Origin of the sequence: Acinetobacter sp. V102_4 (genome assembly GCF_031799005.1) — a bacterium.
GTDB lineage: Bacteria > Pseudomonadota > Gammaproteobacteria > Pseudomonadales > Moraxellaceae > Acinetobacter > Acinetobacter calcoaceticus.
The window spans coordinates 319,465-344,468 of the sequence record NZ_JAVQNR010000034.1 but is presented as its reverse complement, the minus strand read 5'-3'; the positions used below and the strand labels follow the sequence as shown (position 1 = coordinate 344,468).

The 25,004-nt window shown below is 35.5% G+C and carries 23 protein-coding genes; 13 read left to right on the top strand and 10 right to left on the bottom strand.

All coding sequences use genetic code 11. From position 1 onward, the window contains the following. Positions 1–176: 176 nt before the first annotated feature. Together RMB13_RS06575 and RMB13_RS06570 are read left to right on the top strand one after the other, a co-directional pair. Positions 177–596, top strand: a complete 420-nt coding sequence (locus RMB13_RS06575; protein ID WP_311084741.1) for a heme-binding protein — start codon at positions 177–179, stop codon at positions 594–596. 266 nt (positions 597–862) lie between these two features. Next, positions 863–1,105 carry a hypothetical protein gene (locus RMB13_RS06570; protein ID WP_311084740.1) on the top strand — a complete coding sequence of 81 codons (243 nt, stop codon included), beginning with the start codon at positions 863–865 and terminating at the stop codon, positions 1,103–1,105. Between the two features lie 38 nt (positions 1,106–1,143). Here the strand turns inward: RMB13_RS06570 and RMB13_RS06565 are convergent, their stop codons facing one another. Next, the gene (locus RMB13_RS06565) at positions 1,144–1,599 is read right to left on the bottom strand and encodes a hypothetical protein (RefSeq protein ID WP_311084739.1); all 456 of its coding nucleotides are present in this window, start codon (positions 1,597–1,599) and stop codon (positions 1,144–1,146) included. 141 nt (positions 1,600–1,740) lie between these two features. On the opposite strand from RMB13_RS06565, the gene RMB13_RS06560 reads away from it, so the two are divergent. From RMB13_RS06560 to RMB13_RS06545, 4 genes are all read left to right on the top strand, one after another. Continuing rightward, positions 1,741–2,601: an alpha/beta fold hydrolase gene (locus RMB13_RS06560; RefSeq protein WP_311084738.1), complete on the top strand. Its 861-nt coding sequence runs from the start codon at positions 1,741–1,743 to the stop codon at positions 2,599–2,601. A gap of 324 nt (positions 2,602–2,925) precedes the next feature. Beyond that, on the top strand, positions 2,926–5,781 hold the full coding sequence (gene ptsP, locus RMB13_RS06555; protein WP_311084737.1) for a phosphoenolpyruvate--protein phosphotransferase: 2,856 nt from the start codon (positions 2,926–2,928) through the stop codon (positions 5,779–5,781). Between the two features lie 15 nt (positions 5,782–5,796). Beyond that, positions 5,797–6,744 (top strand): 1-phosphofructokinase, encoded by a 948-nt coding sequence (pfkB, locus tag RMB13_RS06550; protein ID WP_311084736.1) that lies wholly within the window; start codon positions 5,797–5,799, stop codon positions 6,742–6,744. Continuing rightward, positions 6,731–8,449 (top strand): fructose-specific PTS transporter subunit EIIC, encoded by a 1,719-nt coding sequence (locus tag RMB13_RS06545; RefSeq protein ID WP_311084735.1) that lies wholly within the window; start codon positions 6,731–6,733, stop codon positions 8,447–8,449. Before pfkB ends, RMB13_RS06545 begins: the two co-directional genes overlap by 14 nt. A 76-nt stretch (positions 8,450–8,525) precedes the next feature. On the opposite strand, the gene RMB13_RS06540 is transcribed toward RMB13_RS06545, so the two are convergent. Then, positions 8,526–9,029 (bottom strand): hypothetical protein, encoded by a 504-nt coding sequence (locus tag RMB13_RS06540; protein WP_311084734.1) that lies wholly within the window; start codon positions 9,027–9,029, stop codon positions 8,526–8,528. Positions 9,030–9,786: 757 nt separating this feature from the next. Between RMB13_RS06540 and RMB13_RS06535 the strand changes: the two genes are divergently transcribed. The 4 genes from RMB13_RS06535 to RMB13_RS06520 all read left to right on the top strand — a co-directional run bounded on the left by RMB13_RS06535 (position 9,787) and on the right by RMB13_RS06520 (position 13,943). Next, positions 9,787–10,251, top strand: a complete 465-nt coding sequence (locus RMB13_RS06535) for a MarR family winged helix-turn-helix transcriptional regulator (RefSeq protein ID WP_002121027.1) — start codon at positions 9,787–9,789, stop codon at positions 10,249–10,251. 197 nt (positions 10,252–10,448) lie between these two features. Further along, complete coding sequence (locus tag RMB13_RS06530; RefSeq protein ID WP_311084733.1) at positions 10,449–10,664, top strand: hypothetical protein; 216 nt, start codon at positions 10,449–10,451, stop codon at positions 10,662–10,664. 598 nt (positions 10,665–11,262) lie between these two features. Beyond that, positions 11,263–13,359 carry an EAL domain-containing protein gene (locus tag RMB13_RS06525; RefSeq protein ID WP_311084732.1) on the top strand — a complete coding sequence of 699 codons (2,097 nt, stop codon included), beginning with the start codon at positions 11,263–11,265 and terminating at the stop codon, positions 13,357–13,359. Positions 13,360–13,499: 140 nt separating this feature from the next. After that, positions 13,500–13,943, top strand: a complete 444-nt coding sequence (locus tag RMB13_RS06520; RefSeq protein WP_005040033.1) for a universal stress protein — start codon at positions 13,500–13,502, stop codon at positions 13,941–13,943. Positions 13,944–14,000: 57 nt separating this feature from the next. On the opposite strand, the gene RMB13_RS06515 is transcribed toward RMB13_RS06520, so the two are convergent. Further along, a complete protein-coding gene (locus RMB13_RS06515) occupies positions 14,001–15,443 on the bottom strand; it encodes a glucose/sorbosone family PQQ-dependent dehydrogenase (protein WP_311084731.1) in 1,443 nt (480 codons plus the stop codon). Positions 15,444–16,054: 611 nt separating this feature from the next. On the opposite strand from RMB13_RS06515, the gene RMB13_RS06510 reads away from it, so the two are divergent. Continuing rightward, complete coding sequence (locus RMB13_RS06510; protein WP_311084730.1) at positions 16,055–17,509, top strand: SulP family inorganic anion transporter; 1,455 nt, start codon at positions 16,055–16,057, stop codon at positions 17,507–17,509. A gap of 46 nt (positions 17,510–17,555) precedes the next feature. Here the strand turns inward: RMB13_RS06510 and RMB13_RS06505 are convergent, their stop codons facing one another. From RMB13_RS06505 to kynU, 6 genes are all read right to left on the bottom strand, one after another. Next, the gene (locus RMB13_RS06505) at positions 17,556–18,734 is read right to left on the bottom strand and encodes a S8 family peptidase (RefSeq protein WP_311084729.1); all 1,179 of its coding nucleotides are present in this window, start codon (positions 18,732–18,734) and stop codon (positions 17,556–17,558) included. Between the two features lie 253 nt (positions 18,735–18,987). After that, a complete protein-coding gene (locus tag RMB13_RS06500; protein ID WP_227558541.1) occupies positions 18,988–19,101 on the bottom strand; it encodes a hypothetical protein in 114 nt (37 codons plus the stop codon). Between the two features lie 153 nt (positions 19,102–19,254). Further along, positions 19,255–19,533: a DUF6527 family protein gene (locus tag RMB13_RS06495; protein WP_056480589.1), complete on the bottom strand. Its 279-nt coding sequence runs from the start codon at positions 19,531–19,533 to the stop codon at positions 19,255–19,257. Between the two features lie 521 nt (positions 19,534–20,054). Then, positions 20,055–20,801, bottom strand: a complete 747-nt coding sequence (locus RMB13_RS06490) for an alpha/beta hydrolase (protein WP_311084728.1) — start codon at positions 20,799–20,801, stop codon at positions 20,055–20,057. A gap of 7 nt (positions 20,802–20,808) precedes the next feature. Further along, a complete protein-coding gene (locus tag RMB13_RS06485; RefSeq protein WP_005040019.1) occupies positions 20,809–22,215 on the bottom strand; it encodes an amino acid permease in 1,407 nt (468 codons plus the stop codon). A 39-nt stretch (positions 22,216–22,254) separates the two neighbouring features. Beyond that, positions 22,255–23,505: a kynureninase gene (gene kynU, locus RMB13_RS06480; protein ID WP_005040017.1), complete on the bottom strand. Its 1,251-nt coding sequence runs from the start codon at positions 23,503–23,505 to the stop codon at positions 22,255–22,257. A 146-nt stretch (positions 23,506–23,651) separates the two neighbouring features. On the opposite strand from kynU, the gene gigD reads away from it, so the two are divergent. Both gigD and RMB13_RS06470 read left to right on the top strand, forming a co-directional pair. After that, positions 23,652–24,101, top strand: coding sequence for an Lrp/AsnC family transcriptional regulator GigD (gene gigD / locus RMB13_RS06475; protein WP_005040015.1), 450 nt, complete (start codon positions 23,652–23,654; stop codon positions 24,099–24,101). A 41-nt stretch (positions 24,102–24,142) separates the two neighbouring features. Further along, positions 24,143–24,676 carry a GNAT family N-acetyltransferase gene (locus tag RMB13_RS06470; protein ID WP_005040013.1) on the top strand — a complete coding sequence of 178 codons (534 nt, stop codon included), beginning with the start codon at positions 24,143–24,145 and terminating at the stop codon, positions 24,674–24,676. Here RMB13_RS06470 and RMB13_RS06465 read toward each other — a convergent pair. Then, positions 24,673–24,987 (bottom strand): hypothetical protein, encoded by a 315-nt coding sequence (locus RMB13_RS06465; RefSeq protein ID WP_005040011.1) that lies wholly within the window; start codon positions 24,985–24,987, stop codon positions 24,673–24,675. The genes RMB13_RS06470 and RMB13_RS06465 overlap by 4 nt on opposite strands. Between the last annotated feature and the right edge of the window lie 17 nt (positions 24,988–25,004).

Genomic DNA, 25,004 nt, shown 5'->3' with positions numbered 1-25,004 from the left:
GAAATCGAGTTTTATCCAAACATGATTTTATATATTGAATAGAATGCTGTGTTTACCCAACCAGCATTTTATTTCCACCCTAGCTTTTAATGACAAATCAACAATAGATATAATTAATTTTTACTGTAAAATTACACTAAAATAATTTTTAGCTTACTCAGGAAAGAAGAGCAACAATGAAAACTAAATATTACTTAACATTAGCAGATGCAGAGTTTTTAATGGAAGAAGCTCAAAAATATGCAATTGAACATAACTTTAAAGTCAGCATTGCGATTGTTGATGAAACAAGCTCTCTATTACTCATGAAACGTTTAGATGGCGCCTCTCCTTTAAGTTCACATCTATGCTTAGAAAAAGCGAAATGCTCTTCAATATCAGGTAGACCCTCAAAGTTTTACGAAGAACTTCTGCAAAGTGGACGTCTTGGTTTTTTAAGTATGCCCCGCGCTCAAGGGATGCTAGAAGGTGGAAAACCGATTATTTATGAAGGTGAAATTTTAGGTGCTATTGGTGTATCAGGTGTTCAATCTTTTGAAGATGCAGAAATTGCTCAACACGCAATTGACACATTTTTTAAAAAGCAAAATAGCTAAAATAAAATGATAGGAAAGAGAAATTATTACACTTTTCACTTAAGTAATCTCTCTTTCCTAAAAGAACAAGTATTTCAAACAAAAATATTTAATATTTACTTTTTTAATACCTTAAGCTTTTATAAATATAGAGTTTTTTATAAAACTGCTCAAAAAAATTGCTATTCGCTATTGAATTGTATGAAAAATAGAAGTACAACATTAAACTTAAAACAAATTCTTGACTAAAACATTAGGTTTTAGTACCACCACAAGGAGGGATGGAGATGTCATCATTACATTTCAACAAACAAGTCTTCATTAACACTCTGAACAGCAAAGATTCAGTTGTGTATGGAGTAACGCCGCTTGCTCTTATGCTGACTTTACTGTTTCAAGGTATGATCAAAGGAAATCTGAAACCCGAATACTTTATGTATGCGATGGTTGTTTCTTTCATATTTTGTCTGTGGGCCTTTGTCGATCATAAGATGCGAAAATTAGCTAAACGACGTCTTAGTCAACAATAATTGTAAGATTAAAAAAATGGATGAGTGATCATCCATTTTTATATACCTAAAAATAAAAAAATTGTTCCCATAACTAAAATAGCTGTAGCTAATAATTCAGCAATAATCAATGCAACCATCATTAAAGACATTAACCATGAAGGTAGGTTAAAACGACCTAACCGATGGGGTTGTCTAAATTGATTTGTCGTGTCCTGTAAGTACCCATGTACGATATAAACTAAAATTGAAAAACTAAAAAACAAGAGATTTGCTAACACACACCACAAAGTAATATTTTCGCTTAAAACAGTAAAATAACTTAGCACAGCAAGAATTAAGCTAGCAGCTGCGTAAAGTAAGCTGCTTCGATGAGCAATATCCACATAATAATGTGCACGACTTAATTCCGAACGGCGTATTTGCCAATATTTCCATACCCCTGTTAACATTCCTATCCATAAAAATATGCCACTAAAAACAATCGCTAATTGTACAGCTTTCGGTAAATCCATCTTTTTCCCAATTATTCGTTTTATTAAAATTTAATGAGCTGTATAGCATAAATCCTGACTTTATAGTCACATTTTAATCAAGTATCATTTTAGAACTCATGTAAATTAAAGCCATCAACAAGCTAATCATTACTTAATATTATGGATAACACTTTTGAATCATTTTGGATAACCTGCGAAGATGGTTATCAACTTGCTGCACAATTTTATCCAGCTCAATCAAAAAAATCGGCAAATCCTGTTTTGATTTGCCCAGCTACTGGTATTACCAAAAATTTTTATCATTCTTTTGCTACATGGTTAAGCCAACAAGGTTATGAAGTATTAAGTTTTGATTTCCGTGGAATTGGAGACTCATTGCATGGACCTTTAAAGCAAAGTGAAGCAAGTATTAATGATTGGGGAACGCTTGATATTCCTTGTGCAATTGATGCTTTATTAGAAAAAACACAAGCAGAACAAGTTACTCTTCTTGGCCATAGTGCTGGTGGGCAACTGTTAGGAATTGTGCCTAATTTTCGCAAAGTAGCAAAAGTTGTTGCGATAGCAGGTTCTACTGGCAACGTAAAAGGTCTTAAAGGTAAAACCAAGTTTCTGGCACCTGTCATGTTTAAGGTTATCTTTCCAATTTCTAGTACTTTAAAAGGTTATGGCGCTACTCAATTTATTGGGATGGGTGAAAACTTGCCTAAAAAAGTTGCTCAACAATGGAGAGAGTTTTGTAGCAACCCAGGCTATGTAAAAAATGCCATAGGTAAAACTGTCTTTCAGGATTTTCATACTGAAATTATTTGCCCGATTACTTCGATTTGGGCAAGTGACGATGAAATTGCCACTCAACAGAACGTTGAAGAATTATTAAGTTTATATCCTAATGCATCTACTAAAATGCTAGAACTAAACCCTCTAAAACTCGGATATAAATCAATCGGACACATGTTAATGTTTAAAAAATCACATCAAAAGATCTGGCCTCTTTTAGAGCAAGAAATTCAATACTAATTTTCAATTCATCATTTACTTTTTGCCTCTATACCAGTAATCCGGTTTAGAGGTTTTTTTTATTATTAAAACGCCCTTCTCTTTTATAAAATAATCTTATTAAATTTATAGTTATCACAAGAAAGTAAAATATATTCGACATTCACTTCTTTGTATTAAAAACGAGCATTTTTTTACGTAAATACGTCGATATAGCTTTAAAGTTCTGCTATGGTAATTTATCTGAAGCTGTTGTTTAAAAACGGTTAAACTAACCTATTTTAATACAAACAGCTTCTTTTTTTCTGTTTTAGCTAAAGCCAAAGAAATTGTTCAAGGATAATTATGCTAGCACTAGAGCCTCAACATATTCATATGAATCAACATGCTGTTGATAAACAACATGCATTACAGTGTCTAGTAGATATATTAGTGAAAGATGGGTTGGTTACTCCTGACTATATAACAGGACTTATCAATCGTGAGCAGCAAAGTGCGACCTATTTAGGCCAGGGAATTGCAATCCCACATGGGACTCCTCAGTCACGAGAATTTATTTTAAAAACTGGTATTCGTTTAGCCCATTTTCCAGAAGGAATAATATGGGATGGGGAAAATACGATTTATTTAGCTGTTGTTATTGCAGCAAAATCCGATGAACATTTACAAGTATTACAAATATTAACTAGAGCGTTAATGCACGATGTAAGTGAACAAGTAAAAAATGCATCACAACCTGAGCAAATTATTGAACTATTACAAGCTCAACCATTATCTTTAACACTACATGAAAATTTAATTCAAACTGAAATTGAAGCTCAAGATATTGAAGATTTGTTTTGGGCAGCAACTCAAGTACTTAAAAAACAGAATTTCGTAAAATGCGGTTTCTTAAGTTCTCTAGATCCAGAGCAAGTCATTCAGTTGCAAGACCAGATCTGGTCTGTTTCTAGTAATCAGTTTGTTCAACAACCAGCTATTAGTATTGTAAAACCACGTCATCCTTTAGATGTAAACGGGCAGAAACTAAATACTTTAGTCTGTGTTGCTGCAAATGATCAGTTAGATAGCCAAAGATTTAATCGGCTGATTGATATTTTATTTAATCCAGAACAAGTTGCTCAATTAGATCAAACCCAAGCACCAAATGAAATTGCTAAAATTATTGGTGCGGAAGTGATTCCCGATTGGCCAAACCGCTCAGTTGTATTGGCCAATGCACATGGATTACATGCCAGACCCGCGACTCATTTAGTGAACTTAACAAAAACTTTTCAAGGCGATATTCAAGTCGCAGTAGATGAAGGTAGTTTTGTTTCAGCTAAGAGTTTGACTCGCTTATTGGCTTTAGGATGTAAACGAGGTCAAACTTTACGTTTCATTGCAGAACCGGGAACAGATGCAGTAGAAGCTTTAGATAAAGTGATTTTGGCAGTACAACAAGGCTTAGGGGAAGAAATTGAACCGCTACTCTCTTCAGATACCAAAGAAGACCAACTACCTCAAACAGTAACATCACTACCAAAAACATTGAGTACAAATACAGGTATTCCAGCTTCTAGTGGTTTAGCTTTTGGCCCAGTACATGTCATTAAACCTAAAGTTTATCAATATGAACGTATGGGTTTAAGTGTTAAAGCTGAGAAAGAGAAACTTGATATTGCTCTTCATGCAGTTAAAAACAATATTCACCAAGTTATTGCGAAATCTGAAGCTACTGAAATTAAGCAAATATTCCAAGCACATTTAGAAATGCTTGATGACCCCGATCTCATTAATGGTGTTTATCAAAAGATTAACTTAAACCTTTCTGCCCCTGCTGCTTGGCATGAACATATTGAAGCAGCAGCTAAAGAGCAAGCGGCTTTACCAGACCGTTTACTGGCTGAGCGTGCTACAGACTTACGTGATATTGGTGATCGAGTTTTGGCTCAACTCTGTGGTGAAGTTATCATCGAAGAACCTAAAGAGCCTTATATCCTAATTATGTATGATGTGGGACCAAGTGATGTGGCTCGCCTTAATAAAGATCGTGTTGCTGGTATTTTAACAGCTGTTGGCGGTGCTAGTGCCCATAGTGCTATTGTTGCGCGTGCTTTAGGTATTCCTGCCATTGTTGGTGCTGGGGATCAAGTATTGGACATTGAGCAGAAAAGCTCTCTTCTAATTAATGGAGACACGGGAGCTTTCGTTTTAGATCCAACTGCTCAACAAATCGAACACGCAAAACAAGAACGTGAGCTTCAACAAAAAATTCGTGAAGAGGCTGAACGCCACTGCCAAGAACCTGCGATTACTCTAGATCAACATCAAATCGAAATTGCAGCCAATTTAGGAAAAGTTCAAGCCACAGCCCACGCAGTAGAATGTGGCGCGGAAGCAATTGGCCTGCTTAGAACAGAGCTTGTTTTTATGGCTCATAGCAGCGCACCAAATGAGGCAGCCCAAGAAGCAGATTATCGGGTTGTCTTAGATGCACTTGCTGGTCGTCCTCTCGTAGTACGCACTTTAGATGTAGGAGGCGATAAACCTCTGCCTTACCTACCAATTGCAGAAGAAGAAAATCCGTTTTTAGGACTAAGAGGCATTCGCTTAACCTTAAGACGACCTGAGCTATTACGTCAACAGCTTACTGCTTTGCTTAAAGCCGCAGATGATCGCCCTTTAAGAATCATGTTCCCAATGATTGGCCGTGTAGAAGAATGGCGTGCTGCTAAAGCAATTCTTGATGAAGTAAAAGCTGCATATACATGTGCGAACTTACAAGTTGGCATTATGATAGAAGTTCCTTCTGCCGCATTACTTGCTCCTATTCTTGCGCAAGAAGTGGACTTCTTCAGTATTGGAACAAATGACTTAACTCAATATACCTTAGCGATTGACCGTGGCCATCCTATCCTCTCTGCTGAAGCAGATGGTCTTCATCCAAGTATTTTGCAATTGATTGATCAAACAGTAAAAGCTGCACACAAACATGGCAAATGGGTAGGAATCTGCGGTGAACTAGCAGCTGATCCCAAAGCTGTACCTATTCTTATGGGATTAGGTGTAGATGAACTCAGTATGTCACCGAATAGTATTGCCTTGGTAAAAGCACAGATTCGTACACTAAACTACAGCCAAGCTCAAATACTTGCACAGCGTGCACTTGAATGTGATAGCGCCCCTGCTGTACGTCAGTTATCCGAACAAGAACTGTAAAGATTAGGAATGGTAATGGCTAAAATTTTAACAATTACTTTAAATCCTGCAATTGATGTCACGATACAACTCAATGAGTTGCAGATAGGTGAAGTAAATCGCCAAGAATCTGTAGAGATTCATGCTGCTGGAAAAGGGCTTAATGTTGCACAAGTTTTAAAAGATTTAGGACATGATGTTATTGTGTCCGGTTTTCTAGGAACTAGTAATCGACAGATTTTTGATACACATTTTGAGCAAGTTCAATTTCAATCTGAATTTATTTATATTCAGGGTGAAACGCGCCAAAATATAAAAATTGCTGAACATTCCGGCCGTATGACCGATTTAAATGGAAAAGGATTTTTAGTATCTGAACTAGATAAAAAGGACCTATTCCAAAAAATCGAAATGATTTTGCCACAAATAGAAGTCGTTGCTATTGCTGGTAGCCTTCCGCAAGGTTTTGGTATTGATGAGTTTCAAAAGCTAATTAAGCTCATTCAAAAACAGGGTAAAAAAGTTGCTCTTGATACAAGTGGTAAAGCGTTAGTCGCTGCAATTGAATGCCAACCATGGATGATTAAACCAAACACCGATGAGTTAGTAGAAAGCTATCAGCTTCCTGCCACGACCTATGTCGAGCAAAAAAAGCTTTTTAAAAACTTAGCTAAAATTGAGCATGTCGTTATTTCGATGGGTGAAGACGGTGTAAACTGGCTACATGAAACACATCCACTACATGCCCAAGCCCCTAAAGTGATCGTTAAAAGTACCGTTGGTGCGGGTGACTCTCTTTTAGCTGGCATGATTCACGGCTTAATAAATAACTTCTCTGCCGAAGAAACATTGAAAACGGCTACGGCAATTGCGAGCCATGCTGTAACACAAATTGGCTTTCGTATTCCAAATGCTGAAATGCTAAACCAATTAAAAGCCCAAACTACAATCAATTCATTGAGCGAATCTGATGCCAACTGCTAAACATTTATTATTTGTCATTAATAGTCCGCAACAGCAAGTCAATGCTTTGATTTTAGCTCGAAAGCTTGCACAGGTAGCATCCCAACGGGGTTACGAAAATAACATAATTTCGCTCGATGAATTCGAAGAAAATCAAAACTTTGATCAAGTGATTGTTATTGGACAACGTCCGAAAAATCTTAATATTTTTGGTACACACCCTTTATCTTTAATTAGCATTGAAGAAATCAAAAATGATGCTCATTCAGCTTTTCAAGCTGGCTTAGATAATTTAAAGCCAGCTCAAGATTGGCAGAGTGATAATACGCCATCGCCAAATAAAGCAACTAAATTTGTTGCAATCACTGCATGCCCTACAGGTGTTGCCCATACCTTTATGGCTGCTGAAGCATTACAACAAGGTGCAGAAAAACTTGGTTATGATATTGAAGTAGAAACACAAGGTTCCGTTGGTGCAAAAAATATTTTATCAGCTCAAGCTATTGCTGAAGCGGACATCGTGATTCTTGCTACTGACATTGAAGTTAATACAGACCGTTTTGTGGGCAAGCGTGTTTACCGATGCGGTACTGGTTTTGCATTAAAGCAAACAGATAAAGCCTTTGCTGAAGCGATTAGTAATGCACAAGTTTTAGATCAAGGTAAGCAACAAACATCATCAGAAAACAAGGATAAAACCGAAAAAGTTGGCGTATATAAACATCTCTTAACAGGTGTTTCTTATATGTTACCTATGGTGGTGGCTGGTGGCCTTCTAATTGCCCTATCCCTATGCTTTGGCTTAAATGCTGCTGAGCAAGCCGGAAGTTTACCGGCCATATTAAAACAAATTGGGGCCGCTGCATTTATGCTCATGGTCCCGATGTTATCAGGTTATATTGCCTATTCCATTGCTGATCGCCCTGGCCTCGCACCTGGCTTAATCGGCGGCTTACTCGCCTCTCAATTACAAGCAGGCTTTCTAGGCGGCATCGTTTCAGGTTTCCTTGCGGGCTATATCGCACTTTTTATTGCAAAAAAACTCAAACTTCCTACTAGTCTAGAAGCACTTAAACCGATTTTGATTATTCCCTTATTAGGTACACTATTTGTTGGCCTTATTATGTTCTATGTGGTTGGACAGCCTGTAGCACATATTTTCGAGCTCATGAAAGACTTCCTAAATAATATGGGTACAACAAATGCCGTGTTAATGGGAATTATATTAGCAAGCATGATGTGTATCGATTTAGGTGGCCCAATCAATAAGGCAGCCTACGCTTTTACTGTCGGATTACTGACAACAAATACCTATATGCCTATGGCAGCAACAATGGCGGGTGGTATGGTCCCTGCTATTGGTATGGCTATTGCGACTTTCGTGGCTAAAAATAAATTTAGTACAGGAGAGAAAGATGCCGGAAAAGCTGCTTTCGTATTAGGGTTATGTTTTATTTCCGAGGGTGCTATTCCCTTTGCAGCTAAAGACCCAATGCGCGTTATTCCGACTTGTATTTTAGGTGGTGCTGTGACTGGAGCACTTGTTGCATTATTCCATTGCGAATTAGTTACTCCTCATGGTGGTGTATTTGTTCTTTTAATTCCCAATGCAATTAATCATGCTTGGCTCTACCTTGCTGCAATTGCTGCTGGTAGTATGGTTACAGGAATAAGCTATGCAATCGTTAAGAAAAAAGTAGAAGAAAAAATTGTGACCACTGCATAATAAAAAAGGGAGAATATTAATTCTCCCTTTTTTAAAATTAAATACTATTCAACAATCTGTTTTAATAGCGCTTATATCACTTAATCTGAGTAGCTCTTGCCATAATCTGTGCAGGTACTTCTTCTGCTAACATAACAGTTAAAGTTGGTTCTTTTTGCGATTTAGCAGATAAATTCTGAGATTCTAAAACTGTATTTATATCTTTTGGAGCTAATTTAAACATAGCACCTGTTGCAGGATCTACAATTAAAATCCCGATTAAACCACCAAAAAGAATATTACCAAAATACCAACCACTCAATGTTCCGGTAACTTCTACGGTTTTGCTTTGATAACCAGCTTTATTAAAAGTTACCTGATAACTTTCAGGTTTGAAATAGCCTGCCCCCTTTTTCAAACTTACTGTTGCTGGTGTTTGCCCAGTATGGATTTTCACACCTTTACGATTTTTAATCTCAATTGTTGCAGACTCAGGTACACTAGTAAAAGTCAGTGTTTGCGAAGAACCTGAAACAATAGTTGCACAACCATTTATTCCCAAAGTTAAAGCAATCAAAGAAGTAAGTAATAATTTTTTCATCATGAAACCAAAAGATTTATCAGTAATTATTGGAATGCGAACTATAATAAATGAAACAAAAAATAACAATTGAAATACAATTCATCAGCCTAACAATTAAGCAATTTCTTAAGTAATAGTTATTAAAATATAATTTATAGACAAAAAAACTAAATTTATAACGCTAATCATTCAACTAGTTTTTTAATTTTATATAAAAAAATTAATAAGTTACTAAACAAACCCATTTTATTTTGCTAAATAATAGATGATTCATGTTAAATGTATGGTAAATTTCATCAACAAAAAAACAAGTTAAGATATTGATATTAATAAATATTTTATATTTAAATATCTTGATTTTTCATAGTTATGACTTTAGAGACAAAAACTATCTCGTTCAATGCCACGGTCAAATCATAATTTTTTTTCTACGATGCGTTTGCAAGCCAATATCGTTTAATTAACGATCAAGCAAGCCTAGATGCAATCTTGTATATCTGTTCAAAGATTTTAAGGAATTAATGACTATGACTTATCAAGTCACATTAACTTTCAACAAACTTTGACTATAGAAGAAAAGTATTTGTAGTTTGTGCAAAGTATAGGGATGTTTATCAAAACAAAGGTAACTAAACCATGTCATTGTTAAATTTAGCTATATAAATTTTGCTCAGCAAGTAAAGTCCTGCTATAACTTGCTTGATGAAACTATATTTTTCAACTATTAAAGATAGTTCACCAGAAATGCGATCCACCAAGGTATGGGGAAAAGTCAATGACAAAGAAGTATGCGCGTTTTTTACCTACAACAGAATCTTTTACTCTTGAAGATTTTCCATATTATTGGATTACTCAAGTACATGCTCAGTATGTACAAAATATTGATAATGCTTTAAAAAAATATGGTTTAGATAACTCACGTAGACGCATTATGTTGGCTTTAAGTAGTAAGCCTCATGCGAGTGTTTCTGAACTTTCAGACATGATTATTTCAAAAATGTCGACGACGACTAAAATTGTCTATCGTTTAAAAGATGAAGGTTTAGTTGAAACTTATTCTTGTCAGACCGATGGTCGAATCACCCGCGTGGTACTTACAGAAAAAGGTACTGAAATGATCAATAAGATTAATGATCTAACCAGCGTAGTACTCGAGCAATCATTCGAAGGTATCACCCCATTGCAATTAGAAAAAATGATGGAAAGTTTAAAATTACTTTTAAAAAATCTTTCTCGTTAAAAATGGAATAGATGTTTTACTCGTCAGTAAGAACTAAGCTCTCTGTCAGGAGAGCTTTTTCTATTTTAATGCCTCGTTTAAGCATTGATAGAAACAATACCCTACATAAAATAATCAATTAACTTCACATCTGTTGACTTGAGCTCTTAACTCCAGTAGAAATTCTCTTTCAATAACTGAATAGCAAATTTTTGAAAATGGCTAAAAGAAAATACAAAAGTGACAAGTTTCAAGTGCGCCGTATTAACCGTCAATGGTGGGTACTTGAAAAAGACCTCGAATTAAACTGCTATTTAAAACATGAACAAGTGGCAACCAAAACCTTAGCAAACAACTATGCAGATGATTATATTGAACAATACTATATGAATCTTTACATTCAACAAGAGTTGAAAAAACCTGAAACTGTATAAAAAAGCCATTTGGCTTTTTTTATTTTTAATAGTTTGAAATTATAAAATCAAAAATTAGGAATAAAAAAAACCTACATCTTGGGGAAAATGTAGGCTATAAAATGCACAAAAAGGAAATATATATCCTTCTTGATAAAAAGAATTTTACGATAATATAAGCCTTTATTTTATATTACTTTTGTAAACTTAATGGTGGTTATTGTATTTATCTAGACTTTTTTAAACCTGCCCCTCTTTATATATTATGGTTAAAATTTGAGTTATTAAAATTTTAACCATCACAATTTACTTCTCATCATTTTATAATTTATTTTCATTAATTTTATTAAGATAAGTATCTAAAGACAATTATAAGTTTCTGTTTTAATAAGTTTTTTACAAAAATAAGCATAAATCTTTTTTTTAACTTAACACAGATAAAAATCAATAAATAACAAAAACATAAATTAAATATTAAGTATATAATATATTTAACACCTCAATTTTAGTTCAAAAAAAAGACAGTTTAAATTTATTTATTGCTGTTTTGATTACTACAGAAAGATTACAATAATGACTTATAAATAGATTAACCCCATACAATCTTTCTAGGCATGTTATGACTTCAATGTCGAACAACACCCAAAAGCATTTTATTGTTGAGCAAATTCCACTACCAACATGGGTAAGTGATGAAAATGGCTTGATATTATATTGCAATGTAGAGTGTACAGAATATTGGCAGGATACTTTTTCTCCATTACCTCAGCAATGGTTAGATTTTATATCTCCTGTCGATTTAGACGAAGTCAAAAATAGATGGCTCGAAGCAATTCGCCTGCAAAAAAGAATAGAATTAAAATGCCGACTTTTACAAAGTGGCAATCAATATAGATGGTGCAAACTTTCTATTCAGGCATCCAAATATCGCGGCTCTTCTTTAGCCAGTGAATGGTATGTCAGCTTTTTAGATATTGATCACGATATTCAAGAACAACAAAACTTGCAAAAGAATATTGAAATACAAAATCAAATGTTAGACATCAGTGTTGACTGCATTAAAGTATTAAATGTTGATGGCACAGTTTCTCATATGAATAAATCAGGATGCCTCGCTTTAGGCGTTCCTGTTGATGAAACAGAATTTGGAATGAAATGGCTTGAGCTTTTACCACCTCATATTCGTAAACGTGGACGCGTCGCTTTAAAAAAAGCACTTCAAGGCAAAGTTGCCAGATTTGCTGGAATGAGCTGTTTACCAGATCAGGACCCCGAATATTGGGATAATATGCTGACCCCGATTCATCGAGAAAATGGTGAAATCGGACAAATACTTTGTGTATCACGTAACGTTACTCAACAGCATTTGACAGAAAATCAGCTTAGAAATATGAGTGAAAGAGATGACCTAACTGGATTATGTAATCGGCGCTCATTTAAATTTCAACTTAAACGTACCCTTGCATATTCAAAAGATAGCCAAACAAGCGTAGGTTTACTATTAATTGATCTTGATCATTTTAAGCATATTAATGACACTTTAGGGCATAGCGCAGGCGATCATCTTTTAAAAGTTTTATCCAAACGGTTTAGTCATTGTGTTGATGATGAAAGATGTTTTGTTGCACGACTGGGTGGAGATGAGTTTGCAGTTATTATTAATAACCTCAAATCTGAAAATGATGTACGTGACCTAGCAGCCATTTTGCTTCAGCAGTTAAATCAACCTATTACCTATTTAGGTAATGTGCTAAATGGTGGTATGAGTATTGGTTGTGCAATTTATCCTCAAGATGCCGTAGACCAGTCAGGTTTACTAAGTTGCGCAGATATGGCCTTGCATGACTTAAAAGCGCGTGGTCGTGGTGGTATTCGCATGTACGATCCCTGCATGATGCAAATGACCGAAACAGTCGCATCTCAACTTAATTTAGCACGCCAGCTTATTCGCCATCATACCATCCAGCCCTACTACCAACCCAAAGTAGATTTAAGAACTCATCGTGTTGTAGGTTTTGAAGCTCTATTACGATGGCATACTACTTCAGCTCAAAGAGGTTACCCTGCACAAATTGCAGAGGCTTTTAAAGATTATAATTTAGCGAGTAAGATCGGTGAAACTATGCAACATCAAGTTTTACGTGACATCGCCAAATGGATAGATCTTGGTATTAAACCTCTTCCTGTTTCGCTCAATGCTGCCCCAGTTGAGTTCTTAAGAGACAACTATGCTGAAAAACTTTTGAAAAAGATCAATCAATTTCAAATACCGACACATTATATTGAAATAGAAGTCACCGAACATATGCTTGGCGATCGAGGTTCAGAATATGTGATCCGAGCACTTAATAAATTAAAGCAGCATGGCGTAAGTATTGCACTAGACGACTTTGGTACTGGTTTTTCATCGCTCACCCATATTCGCGATTATCCAATTGACAGCTTAAAAGTAGATTGTAGTTTTATACAAAAGATGCAACATGACCCATCAATTTATGCGATTGTCCAAGCCATTGGTTTACTCGCTCCAAATTTATCACTGGGGCTCATCGCCGAAGGGATTGAAACTCCAGAACAAGAAGAACTACTTCGACAATTTGGATATAGTATAGGTCAAGGATTCTTGTTTGAGTCCGCTATAGACGCTAATCAAGTCATTTCAATTCTCAAACAGAATCAACCCTACCTAGAAAGTCATTACAATGCTTTAAGATAAAATCTTTAATAAACTTTCTCGCCTCTATTCATACTAAAAATAAACAATAACTTTTTAAAAATTGTTCATAATATAAGCACAAAGATAATAAGTCGGTGTTTTAACACCATACATTGTCATAGGACAATAAGGAGCAATATATGAGTTATCACCATATCTTGGTTCCAGTCGATGGTTCTCCTACTTCACTCATTGCTGTCAATCATGCAGCAGCACTTGCTAAGGCCTTTGGTAGTAAAGTGACTCTAGTATATGCGCTTACTATAGATCCTTTCATTTCTGTAGAATTCATTGATAGTACAGAATTAGCACAGGATTATTTTAATAAAGCTAGAGCATCGATTCAGGGTATTTTAGACCAAGCGAAAGAACAATTTAGCCAACATGGAATTTATGTTGAGACAAAAATTGTTGAGGGTCAAACAATCCACACAGAAATTATTAAAGCAGCAACCGAACTCAAAGCAGACTTGTTAGTCATTGGTTCTCATGGTCGAAAAGGGTTTAAAAAGTTCTTCTTAGGAAGTGTGACTCAAGCTCTTTTAGGAGAAATTCATTTACCGGTATTAGTCGTAACCGAATAGTTTTTCTGAAGCTCAAAAAAACCGATCTTATGTAGATCGGTTTTTTAATAGCCTGTTTTACTGAGCTTTATATGTAAATCTAATCAGAGATCCTGGGTTTTCTAATGTATTCGTTACAGAACCATCATCTTTTTGGACATTTCCGGAAGTATCAGTCAATACATATAAAACATTCCCATCTGGACTTGCAATCACGTCACGATAACGGTTAGTGCTCTTAAACATCGGCACAGCATCATCATAAGTAGCACTGTAAGTTGGATCTAGCTTAATACGGAAAATAACACCACGCTTTAAAGATGGAACCAATAAGGTATTTTCCCAACCAGAGATTGCTTTTTTGTCTCCCTTATAGACATAAGCAGATGACGGTGCAACCGTTGGCCAGCAAATGTAGGTCATATCCCCACAGGTTGGGTCATTATAGTTATAGGTATCTTGGACGGTATATAAAGTTTTTAACGGCGGTACAAAGTTTTTACCAGTCCATTCAGACTCTTTCATCACAGGTACACCTGCCGCTACTTTTACTCCATTTTGCCCTAAATCTTTAATTTGTGACTTATTGGTTGCTGCCGAATAATTTGCATAAGCATAACCGCTGTCATCTTTATAACCCGCTACATTTGGCCAGCCATAGTTACCACCTTTGACAATGAGGTTAATTTCATCATCAGAGTTTGGACCTTGTTCAGATTGCAACAGTTTACCATTTGGAGTGAATGCTAAGCCCTGTGGATTACGATGACCGAGCGTATAAATATGACTAATTACGCCGTTAAAGCTTGGATTATCTTTTGGAATACTTCCATCCAGATTTAAGCGTAATACTTTACCCATATAGGTATGATAGTCTTTGCCGCTCAGTTCCTGTTGAGTCGGCGTATGTTGTGCCTGATTTGGTAAGAATAAATAAGCAAGCTGGTTACGCCCCTGATCACCAATCGTATAGTAAATTTTTTGGTCTGGACCAATCACAAGGCGACCCGACTGATGGTCTTTCGATGAAGGTAATCCTGCTAATAAATCTACTGGTTTATCAAGAGTATCTGTTGCTTTGTTATAGGTATATCGACGAATAATAGTTTGATTCGGTAATTCTTTATCTGTAGATTTCGGATTTTTAAAAGTACCTGAAACATAGATATAAGGATTATTTTTAAAGTCAGGATGAAAGGCAAAACCCAATAAACCGTTTTGTCCATCAGCATCATTTACAATCTCAGGAACCTGAAAAACTGTTTTTACACTGCCCGACTCTGGATTCACTCTTAGAATCTTACCTGTTGCCCGCTCCGTTAACCAAATTTGATTATCAGGTCCCCACAACAAAGCATGTGGCTTATTTAAATTAGATAGAAGAACTTTCTTGTCAAAGCTTTCTGTTTTCGCTTTAGCAAATTGAGATGGAGTAAGAGGGACATCAGCAAATGCTGAATTGAGCGTAAGTAGCTGAGCAGCACCTAATAAAGTAATTTTAGCCAATAAATGTTTATTCATATGTCCACCTTATAAATTGTCAAAATTTTCCGAGAATTTTTAAACCGTTAATAAAGGGTTTGTACGAGTTCTCTATATGATTTGTATTATGATGAATAACGAACCTATTAAAATCTAAATTTCTGAAAGGCTCTGTTGCATAAAAGTAGCTATTAAAAATGGATAAACACTCTTACAAAGTCTTTTTAAGATGAGTAACTTAAAGCTAATTTTGATCTATTTTTATACATGCTCAATTAATTTTATATCTTAATGTTTTTTGAAATGGTCTTCTAAAGTTAGCACAATATCGCTATTAACCATGAATGCAGATCAGTATCCTTTCTTAAAAAATTTCATAGACCCAATGATGAAAAGCATTCAATTATAAGGTTTTTGCTATGCAAACTTCCTAAGCTCAGGTTAGTCAACCTTAAAAACTTATGCTATTCTTCGGCCACTTTTAGAAGCCTCAAATTCGCTATCCCCATGACACTTACGCCACCTTAAGTTTATTTACTCTTATTCATTGTAAATAACTCATCACTGTTTAGTGATGTGGTGTAGTCGCTTGTGTTGATATATCACATCACTAGCCTTTTCAAAATTTAGAACTATAGGCTATCCCCCTCATGTTAACGAATGTCCGAGAACAATGGTTCTCTAATGTCCGTGCAGATATTCTTTCTGGTCTTGTTGTTGGTCTTGCTTTAATTCCTGAAGCAATTGCATTTTCAATTATTGCTGGTGTAGACCCGAAAGTTGGGTTATATGCATCTTTTTGTATTGCAGTCATTATTTCATTTGTAGGCGGTCGTCCCGCTATGATTTCGGCAGCTACGGGTGCCATGGCTCTAGTCATGACTACACTGGTAAAGGACCATGGACTTCAATACCTATTTGCAGCAACTGTTTTAACTGGCGCCATACAGATCTTAGCTGGATATTTCAAACTCGCCAAACTCATGCGTTTTGTTTCTAAATCAGTCGTTATTGGGTTTGTTAATGCCCTCGCCATACTCATTTTTATGGCTCAACTGCCAGAATTGGTAAACGTGACGTGGCATGTCTATTTATTGGTAGCAATTGGTTTAGCAATTATTTACCTATTCCCTTATGTCCCCAAAATTGGAAAGTTTTTTCCTTCCCCTCTTATTTGTATTGTCGTCGTTACACTACTCGCCATTTTTCTAGGTATTGATGTTCGAACAGTGGGTGACATGGGATCATTACCAGATACCTTACCTATATTTTTAATTCCAGATATTCCTTTTAATTTAGAAACACTGCTTATTATTCTTCCCTATTCATTAGCCCTTGCTGCTGTTGGTTTACTTGAGTCAATGATGACAGCAACAATTGTTGATGAAATGACAGATACTCCAAGCGATAAGTTCCAAGAGTGTAAAGGTCAAGGGATTGCCAATATTGCCTCAGGTTTTATGGGAGGAATGGCCGGTTGTGCCATGATTGGTCAATCCATGATTAATGTAAAATCTGGTGGTCGCACACGCTTATCTACATTTTGTGCAGGCATATTTTTACTGATTTTAGTTGTATTTTTAAGTGATTGGCTAAAAGTAATTCCTATGGCAGCTCTTGTTGCTGTCATGATTATGGTGTCAATCAGTACTTTTGAATGGAAATCGCTGATTCACTTTAAAGCGAATCCTAAAAGTAGCAATGTTGTTATGATTGCAACTGTCATTGTTGTTGTGGCTACCCATAACCTAGCACTAGGCGTATTAACCGGTGTTTTACTTTCCGCGTTGTTCTTAGCCAATAAACTTGAAAATGATATTCATGTAAATACATTCTTTGAAGGTGAAACGCGTGTGTATGATTTAAGAGGACAAATATTTTTTAGTTCTTCTGAAAAGTTCATGCAAGGGTTTAACTTTAAGGAAGATATAAAAGAAGTCATTATAGATCTTACACACTCACATATTTGGGATGTAACTTCAGTAGCAATGCTTGATTCGGCCATCAATAAATTTCAAAAAAATGGCATAAAAGTTACTGTACGTGGTTTAAATGAAGCCAGTTCCATCATGATTGATAAATATGGTACTCACGCTAAAATTTAAAAAAGGTCCTTCGGGACCTTTTACGATCTACAGATTAAATTTTTTATTAAGGAGATTTATACAACAAACGATTTGGACTACCAGATGGATTTTTTACCACATTACTACTTGCTTGATTTAAAAGATTAGTAGAGATGGTTTGTGGTGTCGCAGTGGGTGTGCTTTGCAGCATTTCAGCAACGACACCTGCAACATGTGGCGTAGCCATCGATGTTCCATTTAGAACTTTAGTAGCCGTATTACTTCCTATCCAAGAAGAATTAATTTGGCTTCCGGGTGCAAAGATGTCAACACAGCTTCCATAATTAGAATAGCTGGCTCGCGTATCAGTATTATCTGTAGCAGCAACTGTAAGTGCTTTACTTACTCTTGCTGGTGAGGCACTGCAAGCATCAGTATTTGAGTTTCCAGCAGCCACGACCATTACATAACCATTATCAAATAAATTTTCAACTGCACTATCTAAAGAGGTACTCGCATCCCCACCTAATGACATATTCACAACAGCCGGTTTTTTACCATTTTTTAATATCCAATCTAAACCAGCAATCACATTACTAGATGCACCAGAGCCATCACATCCTAAAATCCGGATTGGAACCAAATTTACATTCTTAGCAACACCATAAGTACTTCCGCCAACCGTTCCTGCGACATGTGTACCATGCCCATTACAGTCAGTTGTACCATTTCCATCCGATATTGCGGTATACCCGCTTAATACCCGCCCAGAAAATTGTTGATGGCTAGACAATATACCTGTATCAACAATATAAGCTGTCGTACCAGAACCCGTCTGTAAATATGAATAAGCAGAATTTAAAGGTAAAGCTTTTTGGTCAATACGATCTAGTCCCCAATCCGGATTACTCTGAGTAGTGGCATCAATTTTCATGACTATATCGTTTTCTACAGATAGTACTTGCGGATTTTTTTTCATTGCTTCGACAAAAGCAGTAGCCGCTGTATCGGGTAAATAAATTGCGAAACCCTTAAGTACAGTGTCATACGACTGTAAGACCTTAGCGCCATGTTGCTTAGCAATATTCTGAGCGAAATCTATAGATGGACCAGCATCTTTATTGAGAATAACAATATATTGGTTTTTAATAATTCCCTTTGCTTGAGAAGAATCTAGTAAAGAACTGGTTGTGTTTGGTGCTGCATGGACTAGATTGACGGCGGCCAATGTTAAGAAAGCAGCCGATACTTGGCAAAACTTCATGAAAAATCTCCATATCTTTTATTCATACATCGTTGTTATGATTTGTACTGTCGTTATATTTAAGAATTAAAACATTTTTGGTAAGAAATTTTGAATGGCCTCTCCCTACATCAAAACTAAATCATATTTTCATAAAACTTTGTTTTGTACAACGCTAGTATCTTTTTTAGATCAAAAATGTGAACCAATTCTAAAAATCAGAGAATTATAGGTTTGGGTTTAAAGATTAATTATTATTCTTGAGTATAAAACTTCAAGAAGGATTTATAATATAAAAATATATAATCATTACCAATAATATAAAAGTAGAAAGTGCAAGATAGGTACCAACTGTATTAAAACTTCGCAAAAATTTCCAGATATCCATAAAAATATAATAAAACAATTATTTATAAAAATTATTTCAGACTTTAAATAAATCAGCAACCAGAAGAGGTTTACAATTTTTTTAACTATAAAGGTTCAGTATCAAATACGTAAAAAAATATTACTTCAAAAAAATTATAAATATATTATTTAATTATAAATTATTCTTGATTTTTAGTTCAGGCAACTCCAATTTCTGTCCCGCTAAATGATGTTTACAATTAAGAGAGTATTCAATAAAACCTTCTTCTATAAAATAATAACAACGCCCAATAATACTTATGCTCGGATTAAATGTTGGTTTTTCAAGACTACCATTAAAGAACCACTGACTCCCATTAGAAAAGGGATGCTCTACCGGAATATAGTGGAGATGCCCACAAGCCGGACACATATGTACATACATCCCACCCTCAAAATATTGTACTTTCATAAAGGCTCCTTTTTAAATAAAAAAGCCAACCCATAGAGCCGACTCAATCTATCCACATAAGAACACTACCTATTATTTAATTATTCGTTATATTTTTCTCTTTTTGTTTTTCTGCTTTTACTTTAACCAAGAGATATTACAAATTGATGAAGATGTTTTTTAAATTATATTTATAACACTCATCAAATATTAAAGAATTGGATAAAATTTAAAATAGTTTTTAATAGAATTAAATATCATCCAAAATAATTATAATATTTTACTTATAATTAAAAAATAAAAAAGTCCGTATCTTGGGAAGCTACGGACTTCAAAACTCATCTAAACAACAGCTAAGCAATTTGTCGCTTAGTGAGAAAGCACTATCTTTTTAATCTAATTAAGTTCTATATTCAGGTCAAGAACAACTCACACTTTCTGTAAAAATCAGGATAAGTTGTGATTTATCTCACATTCATCTTATGATCGGCTTAGGTTAAGAATTTTATAAAACAATATTGCATATATTATTTTTCAAATACTTAACTTAATATATGCCTAAAATAATACTCTAAAATCGTATAGTGATTAATGTGAGGAATAAGCTTAAAAGATATCAACCTCTGTTCTTGATCTTTTTTACTTTCAAAATAATTTTGGCTTTGCCATTTCAATTCTTCGAGTTCAAGTTCTCCACATAAAATTGTGCATGGGGTGTCAATCTGCTCTTTATGATGAATTGGGCTATATTTCAAAATATCTTCTTTTGTCAAATTCAGCGCATGATTTAAATGAGTCTTTTGTATTGGCTCTAAATCATAAATTCCACTTAATAAGGCCATCTCAGATATGAGCGGATGGCTTACAACTAATGCGCCAAGATGTGCTCCAGCTGAGTGGCCAACCAACACAACCTCATCAGTTATCCACTCTTGCTCTGCAATGAAATCGAGAGCTTGATGAACTTGCGCCACAATATCTGCAATTTTACTCTGTGGTGCCAAATCATATTCCAACAAAATACATTGGACATCTTGCGCTAAAACATGAGGCACGATAAATGCAAAATCTGATTTCTCACACCACTGCCAATATCCACCATGGATAAAAATAATGGTTTTATTCGCCTGTTCTACAGGAAATAAATCCAAAGTTGATCTGGGATGAACACCATATTGAATATCTCTGATATGTCTATATTTTTGATAGCTCACCAAGCTTCTTAGCTGAAAGTCAGTCAGCATCTCATCCTCATTAGCCACAGTAGTCGCATTATCATATGGTCTCATGCTTTTCTCACTTTAATGATTCTTCATGAGCACTTAAAGAGAGCTTGGCTGATGAGCGTTTTAAATAGTAGAAAAATGTAAGAACGATAATTAGAGGAACACCAAATTGTAAAGTTGACTTAAATTCGTTAGTAAACCAAGTCGTAACGGTAATACTTAAAATTGCAATTAATCCCAACACAGAAATTAACCGACTAGCAGGAACTTTAAACTTTAACTGTAAACCTTGTTGCGCCATATTTCTTCTAAAAAACATGTGGGTAACAAAGATGCTACCCCACGTAAATAACGCCCCAAACATGGATAGAGCAATCATGATCGGGAAAGCTGACGCAGGATTAATCGTATAAACAATGCTCGCAATACCAATACCAACAGCAGACAAGAGCAGCGCGTTAACGGGTACACCATTGCTACTAATGCGCCCAAAGAGTTTCGGTGCGTCACCAGCTCGTGACAAGCTAAACAACATACGTGTTGAGATATAGAGCATACTGTTCATAGCCGATAGAGCTGCGACAATTACAATGAAATTTAAAATACTGTCTGCATATGGAATACCTACAATCTTCATTACCATTACAAAAGGACTAGTCGCCTCAGTACCAATTAAATCCGTCCAAGGAACAAGTGCTACAATTAAAAATAAAGACAATAAGTAAAACAGAATTAACCGAATAGCCGTACTTTTAAAGGCTGTTTTAACAGCTTGTTCTGGATCTTTAGCTTCACCTGCCGCAACAGCAATCATTTCGATACTTAAATAGCTAAATATTGAAATAATGACCCCAATCCAGACTCCACTAAAGCCATGGGGAAAAAAGCCACCATGCTCAGTTAAATTGGAAATAACTTGCCCTGTACCTTCATGACTTTGAGTCAAGATGCCAATAGACAAAAGAATAAATACAATAATGGCAAAAACTTTAATGGTCGAAAACCAATATTCAACCAATCCAAAAGCCTTAACACTATATGCATTTACTACCAGCAAGGTCATTGAAAAAAAAGCAATCCAGATCCAAGAACCAACATGTGGGAACCATAATTTCATATAGTCAGCAACTGCTGTGATTTCTGTGCCCACGGCTAATACAATGCATGCCCAATAGCAATAACGGACTAAAAACCCGGCAAGTGGACTAATATAATGTTCTGCATAGGCTCCAAAGGAACCTGAAGTGGGATGCTGAACTGTCATTTCAGCTAAACAAGCCATGATAGCAAATGCAATTAAGCCACCAATCGCATAGCTTACAATGACAGCTGGGCCAGCAAAGCTGATTGCAAACTTGCTTCCCATAAACAATCCTGTCCCAATCGCTCCACCAATTGCAATCATTCCCATTTGTTTTGCGGATAATTTCTTATGTAAGCCCGCTTCTCTATTTTGTATTTCATCAAAGCTACTCATAGGCCCTCCTAGCCTTTTGCTGATTTTAATTCCTGAATATCAGGTCACTTCGCCTCTAACCAAATAACGCTCATTTTTCCATTCGTTATTCAACATAATCTGCTTAAGATGCTGTACAGCATTCCAAACATCTTCGAAACCTAGGTATAGGGGAGTAATTCCAAAACGTAATACTTCTGGCTCTCGGTAATCACCGATCACGCCTCGAGTAATGAGTGCCTGAATAATTTCATAGCCATATTCGTGGCGATAACTCACATGGCTACCACGATATTGATGATTTAAAGGTGTAATAAGTTCAAAACCAAACTGTGCACATTCCTGATGGACGAGTTGAATAAACAAATCAGTTAATTTAAGAGATTTCTCGCGTATTTGTTGCATATCCACTTGCAAGAAAATATCGACACCACATTCAATCAAACTCATAGAAATGATGGGCTGAGTTCCACATAGGTAACGACGGATACTATTGGCCGGCTCATAATGCTGTGCCATATCGAATGGCTTCTTGTGACTCCACCAACCCGATAAAGGTTGCCAAAACTGGTCACGATGCTTTTGATTTACCCATAACAAAGCAGGAGAACCTGGGCCACCATTTAAATATTTATAAGTACATCCAATCGCAAAATCACTATTACTCTGGTTTAGATCCATAGGAACGGCACCAACTGAGTGGCATAAATCCCAAATAATCAAAGCATCTTTAGAGTGAATTTGTTGATTAATAGATGCCATATCATAGAAATATCCGGTCCGATAATTCACGTGAGAAAGTACAACTACTGCTACATGCTTTTCTAATACGCGTGATAAATCATCTACACCATCAATCAATTCAACTTGATAACCTTGGTGAATTAAATCAATGAAACCCTCAATAATGTAAATATCTGTTGGGAAAGCATCTTTTTCTGCCACAATAATTTTACGTTCTGGAAATTTCTCGGCTTGAATTTTTACCGCAGCTGATAAAACTTTAAATAAGTTCAGAGTAGTAGAGTCAGAAATAACAACTTCACCCTGCTCTGCACCAACAAGTTTAGCTACTTTATCGCCCAGTCGAGTAGGTAAACCCCACCAATCTGCTTTGTTCCAGCTATTAATTAAGTCCTCTCCCCATTCTTGGGAAATAATATGCTGAGCGACATCTAATGATTTCTTCGGTCTCGCACCTAAAGAATTACCATCTAAATAAATCACTTCTTTTGGAAGCGCAAATTCCTCTTTAAATTTTTTGAGTTCATCTTCCTGATCCCAATAGAGACACTGTTCATGAGTAATCATTTGTTATTTCACCTATTTCAACATTTCCTTTGTTTTAGAATTTTATCATGGCAATTCTTATGATTTATTCGATAATATTTGATTAAAATCTTTAATTTTCGTATAAAATTCTAAATACAATTAAAAAATCCGGATGAAATTCTAAAATGAATGTAGATGCAATCGATCTAAAAATCTTAAAGCATTTGCAAGATAACGCTCGGTTAAGTAATCAAGAACTTGCCGATCTCGTTAATCTTTCAGCATCGGCTTGTCATCGACGCGTTAAAATTTTAGAGACAAATGGAGTAATCGAAAAATATCAGGCAAAAGTCAATTATGAAAAATTAGGCATAAAAATTGAGGCAATTGTTGAAATTAAACTTGCACAATTAACCGAAAACGATCACAACTTTTTTTTAAGTCAGATCAAAAATTTTGATGAAGTCATTAATGCTTATATTATTACAGGCGAATCTAATTATGTTTTGCACGTTGCGACTAAAGATTTAAATTCGTTTTCCCATTTTGTCATTAATACCTTAAACAAAATTAAAGGTGTCGTCAGTATTAATTCCAAAATCATTTTACAAAAGATTGTGCAGAAACCGCTTTAACCTTCTTATGAAAAAGTTATCGTTTATTAAAGAGTTATTCTATGATTGAAACTGAGCGTCTAATCCTAAGACAATGGAAAGAAAGTGACTTTGAACCTTTTATCAAAATGGGCCTAGATCAAGATATCATGCAATTTTTCCCAAGCCTTCTAACACCTCAAGAAAGTCTTAACTTAATCCAGAAGATTTCACTTCTCATTGATGAAAATGGTTGGGGCTTTTGGGCAGTAGAGTTAAAAGAAAGCCATCAATTTATCGGGTTTATTGGTTTACACAACCAACCTGAGCAATTTGATTTTTCTCCATGTGTCGAAATTGGTTGGAGACTTGCAAAAGAATTCTGGAAACAAGGTTATGCTACCGAAGGAGCAAAAGCAGTTTTAGACTATGCTTTTAATGTACTTAATTTAGATAAAATCGTTTCGTTCACAGCTACTCTTAATAAACCATCTCAAGCTGTAATGGAGCGCATAGGAATGCAAAAAGTTAAAAACTTTGATCACCCCAAAGTCCCCCTCCATCACGAATTAAGAGCACATGTTCTTTATGAAATATCTTGTGAAAGAAATACCTAGTCATCAAAATCATAACCAACAGAGGTTGAATACTCCCAATATTCATTGATTTTAGTTGCTATTTCTTCCTTCTCCATACTGGTGAGCACATAGAAGAGTTTAGCCTCTTTATTTTTTCTTAAGATTAATAAATTATAGTAATCATATTCAGGACCATTAAGTCCTAAATTAGGCTGCCACTCACCTTCATTTATTTGAGTTTCACAGTGTTTCTCAGCTTTATAGTGCCATTCCAATTTATAAGTATCGAGGCCATCAGCAGCATTAATGACTATGCCATCATTGGCTCCTCCAATAAATCCAATTTTCATTGCCTTCTCTAAATTCT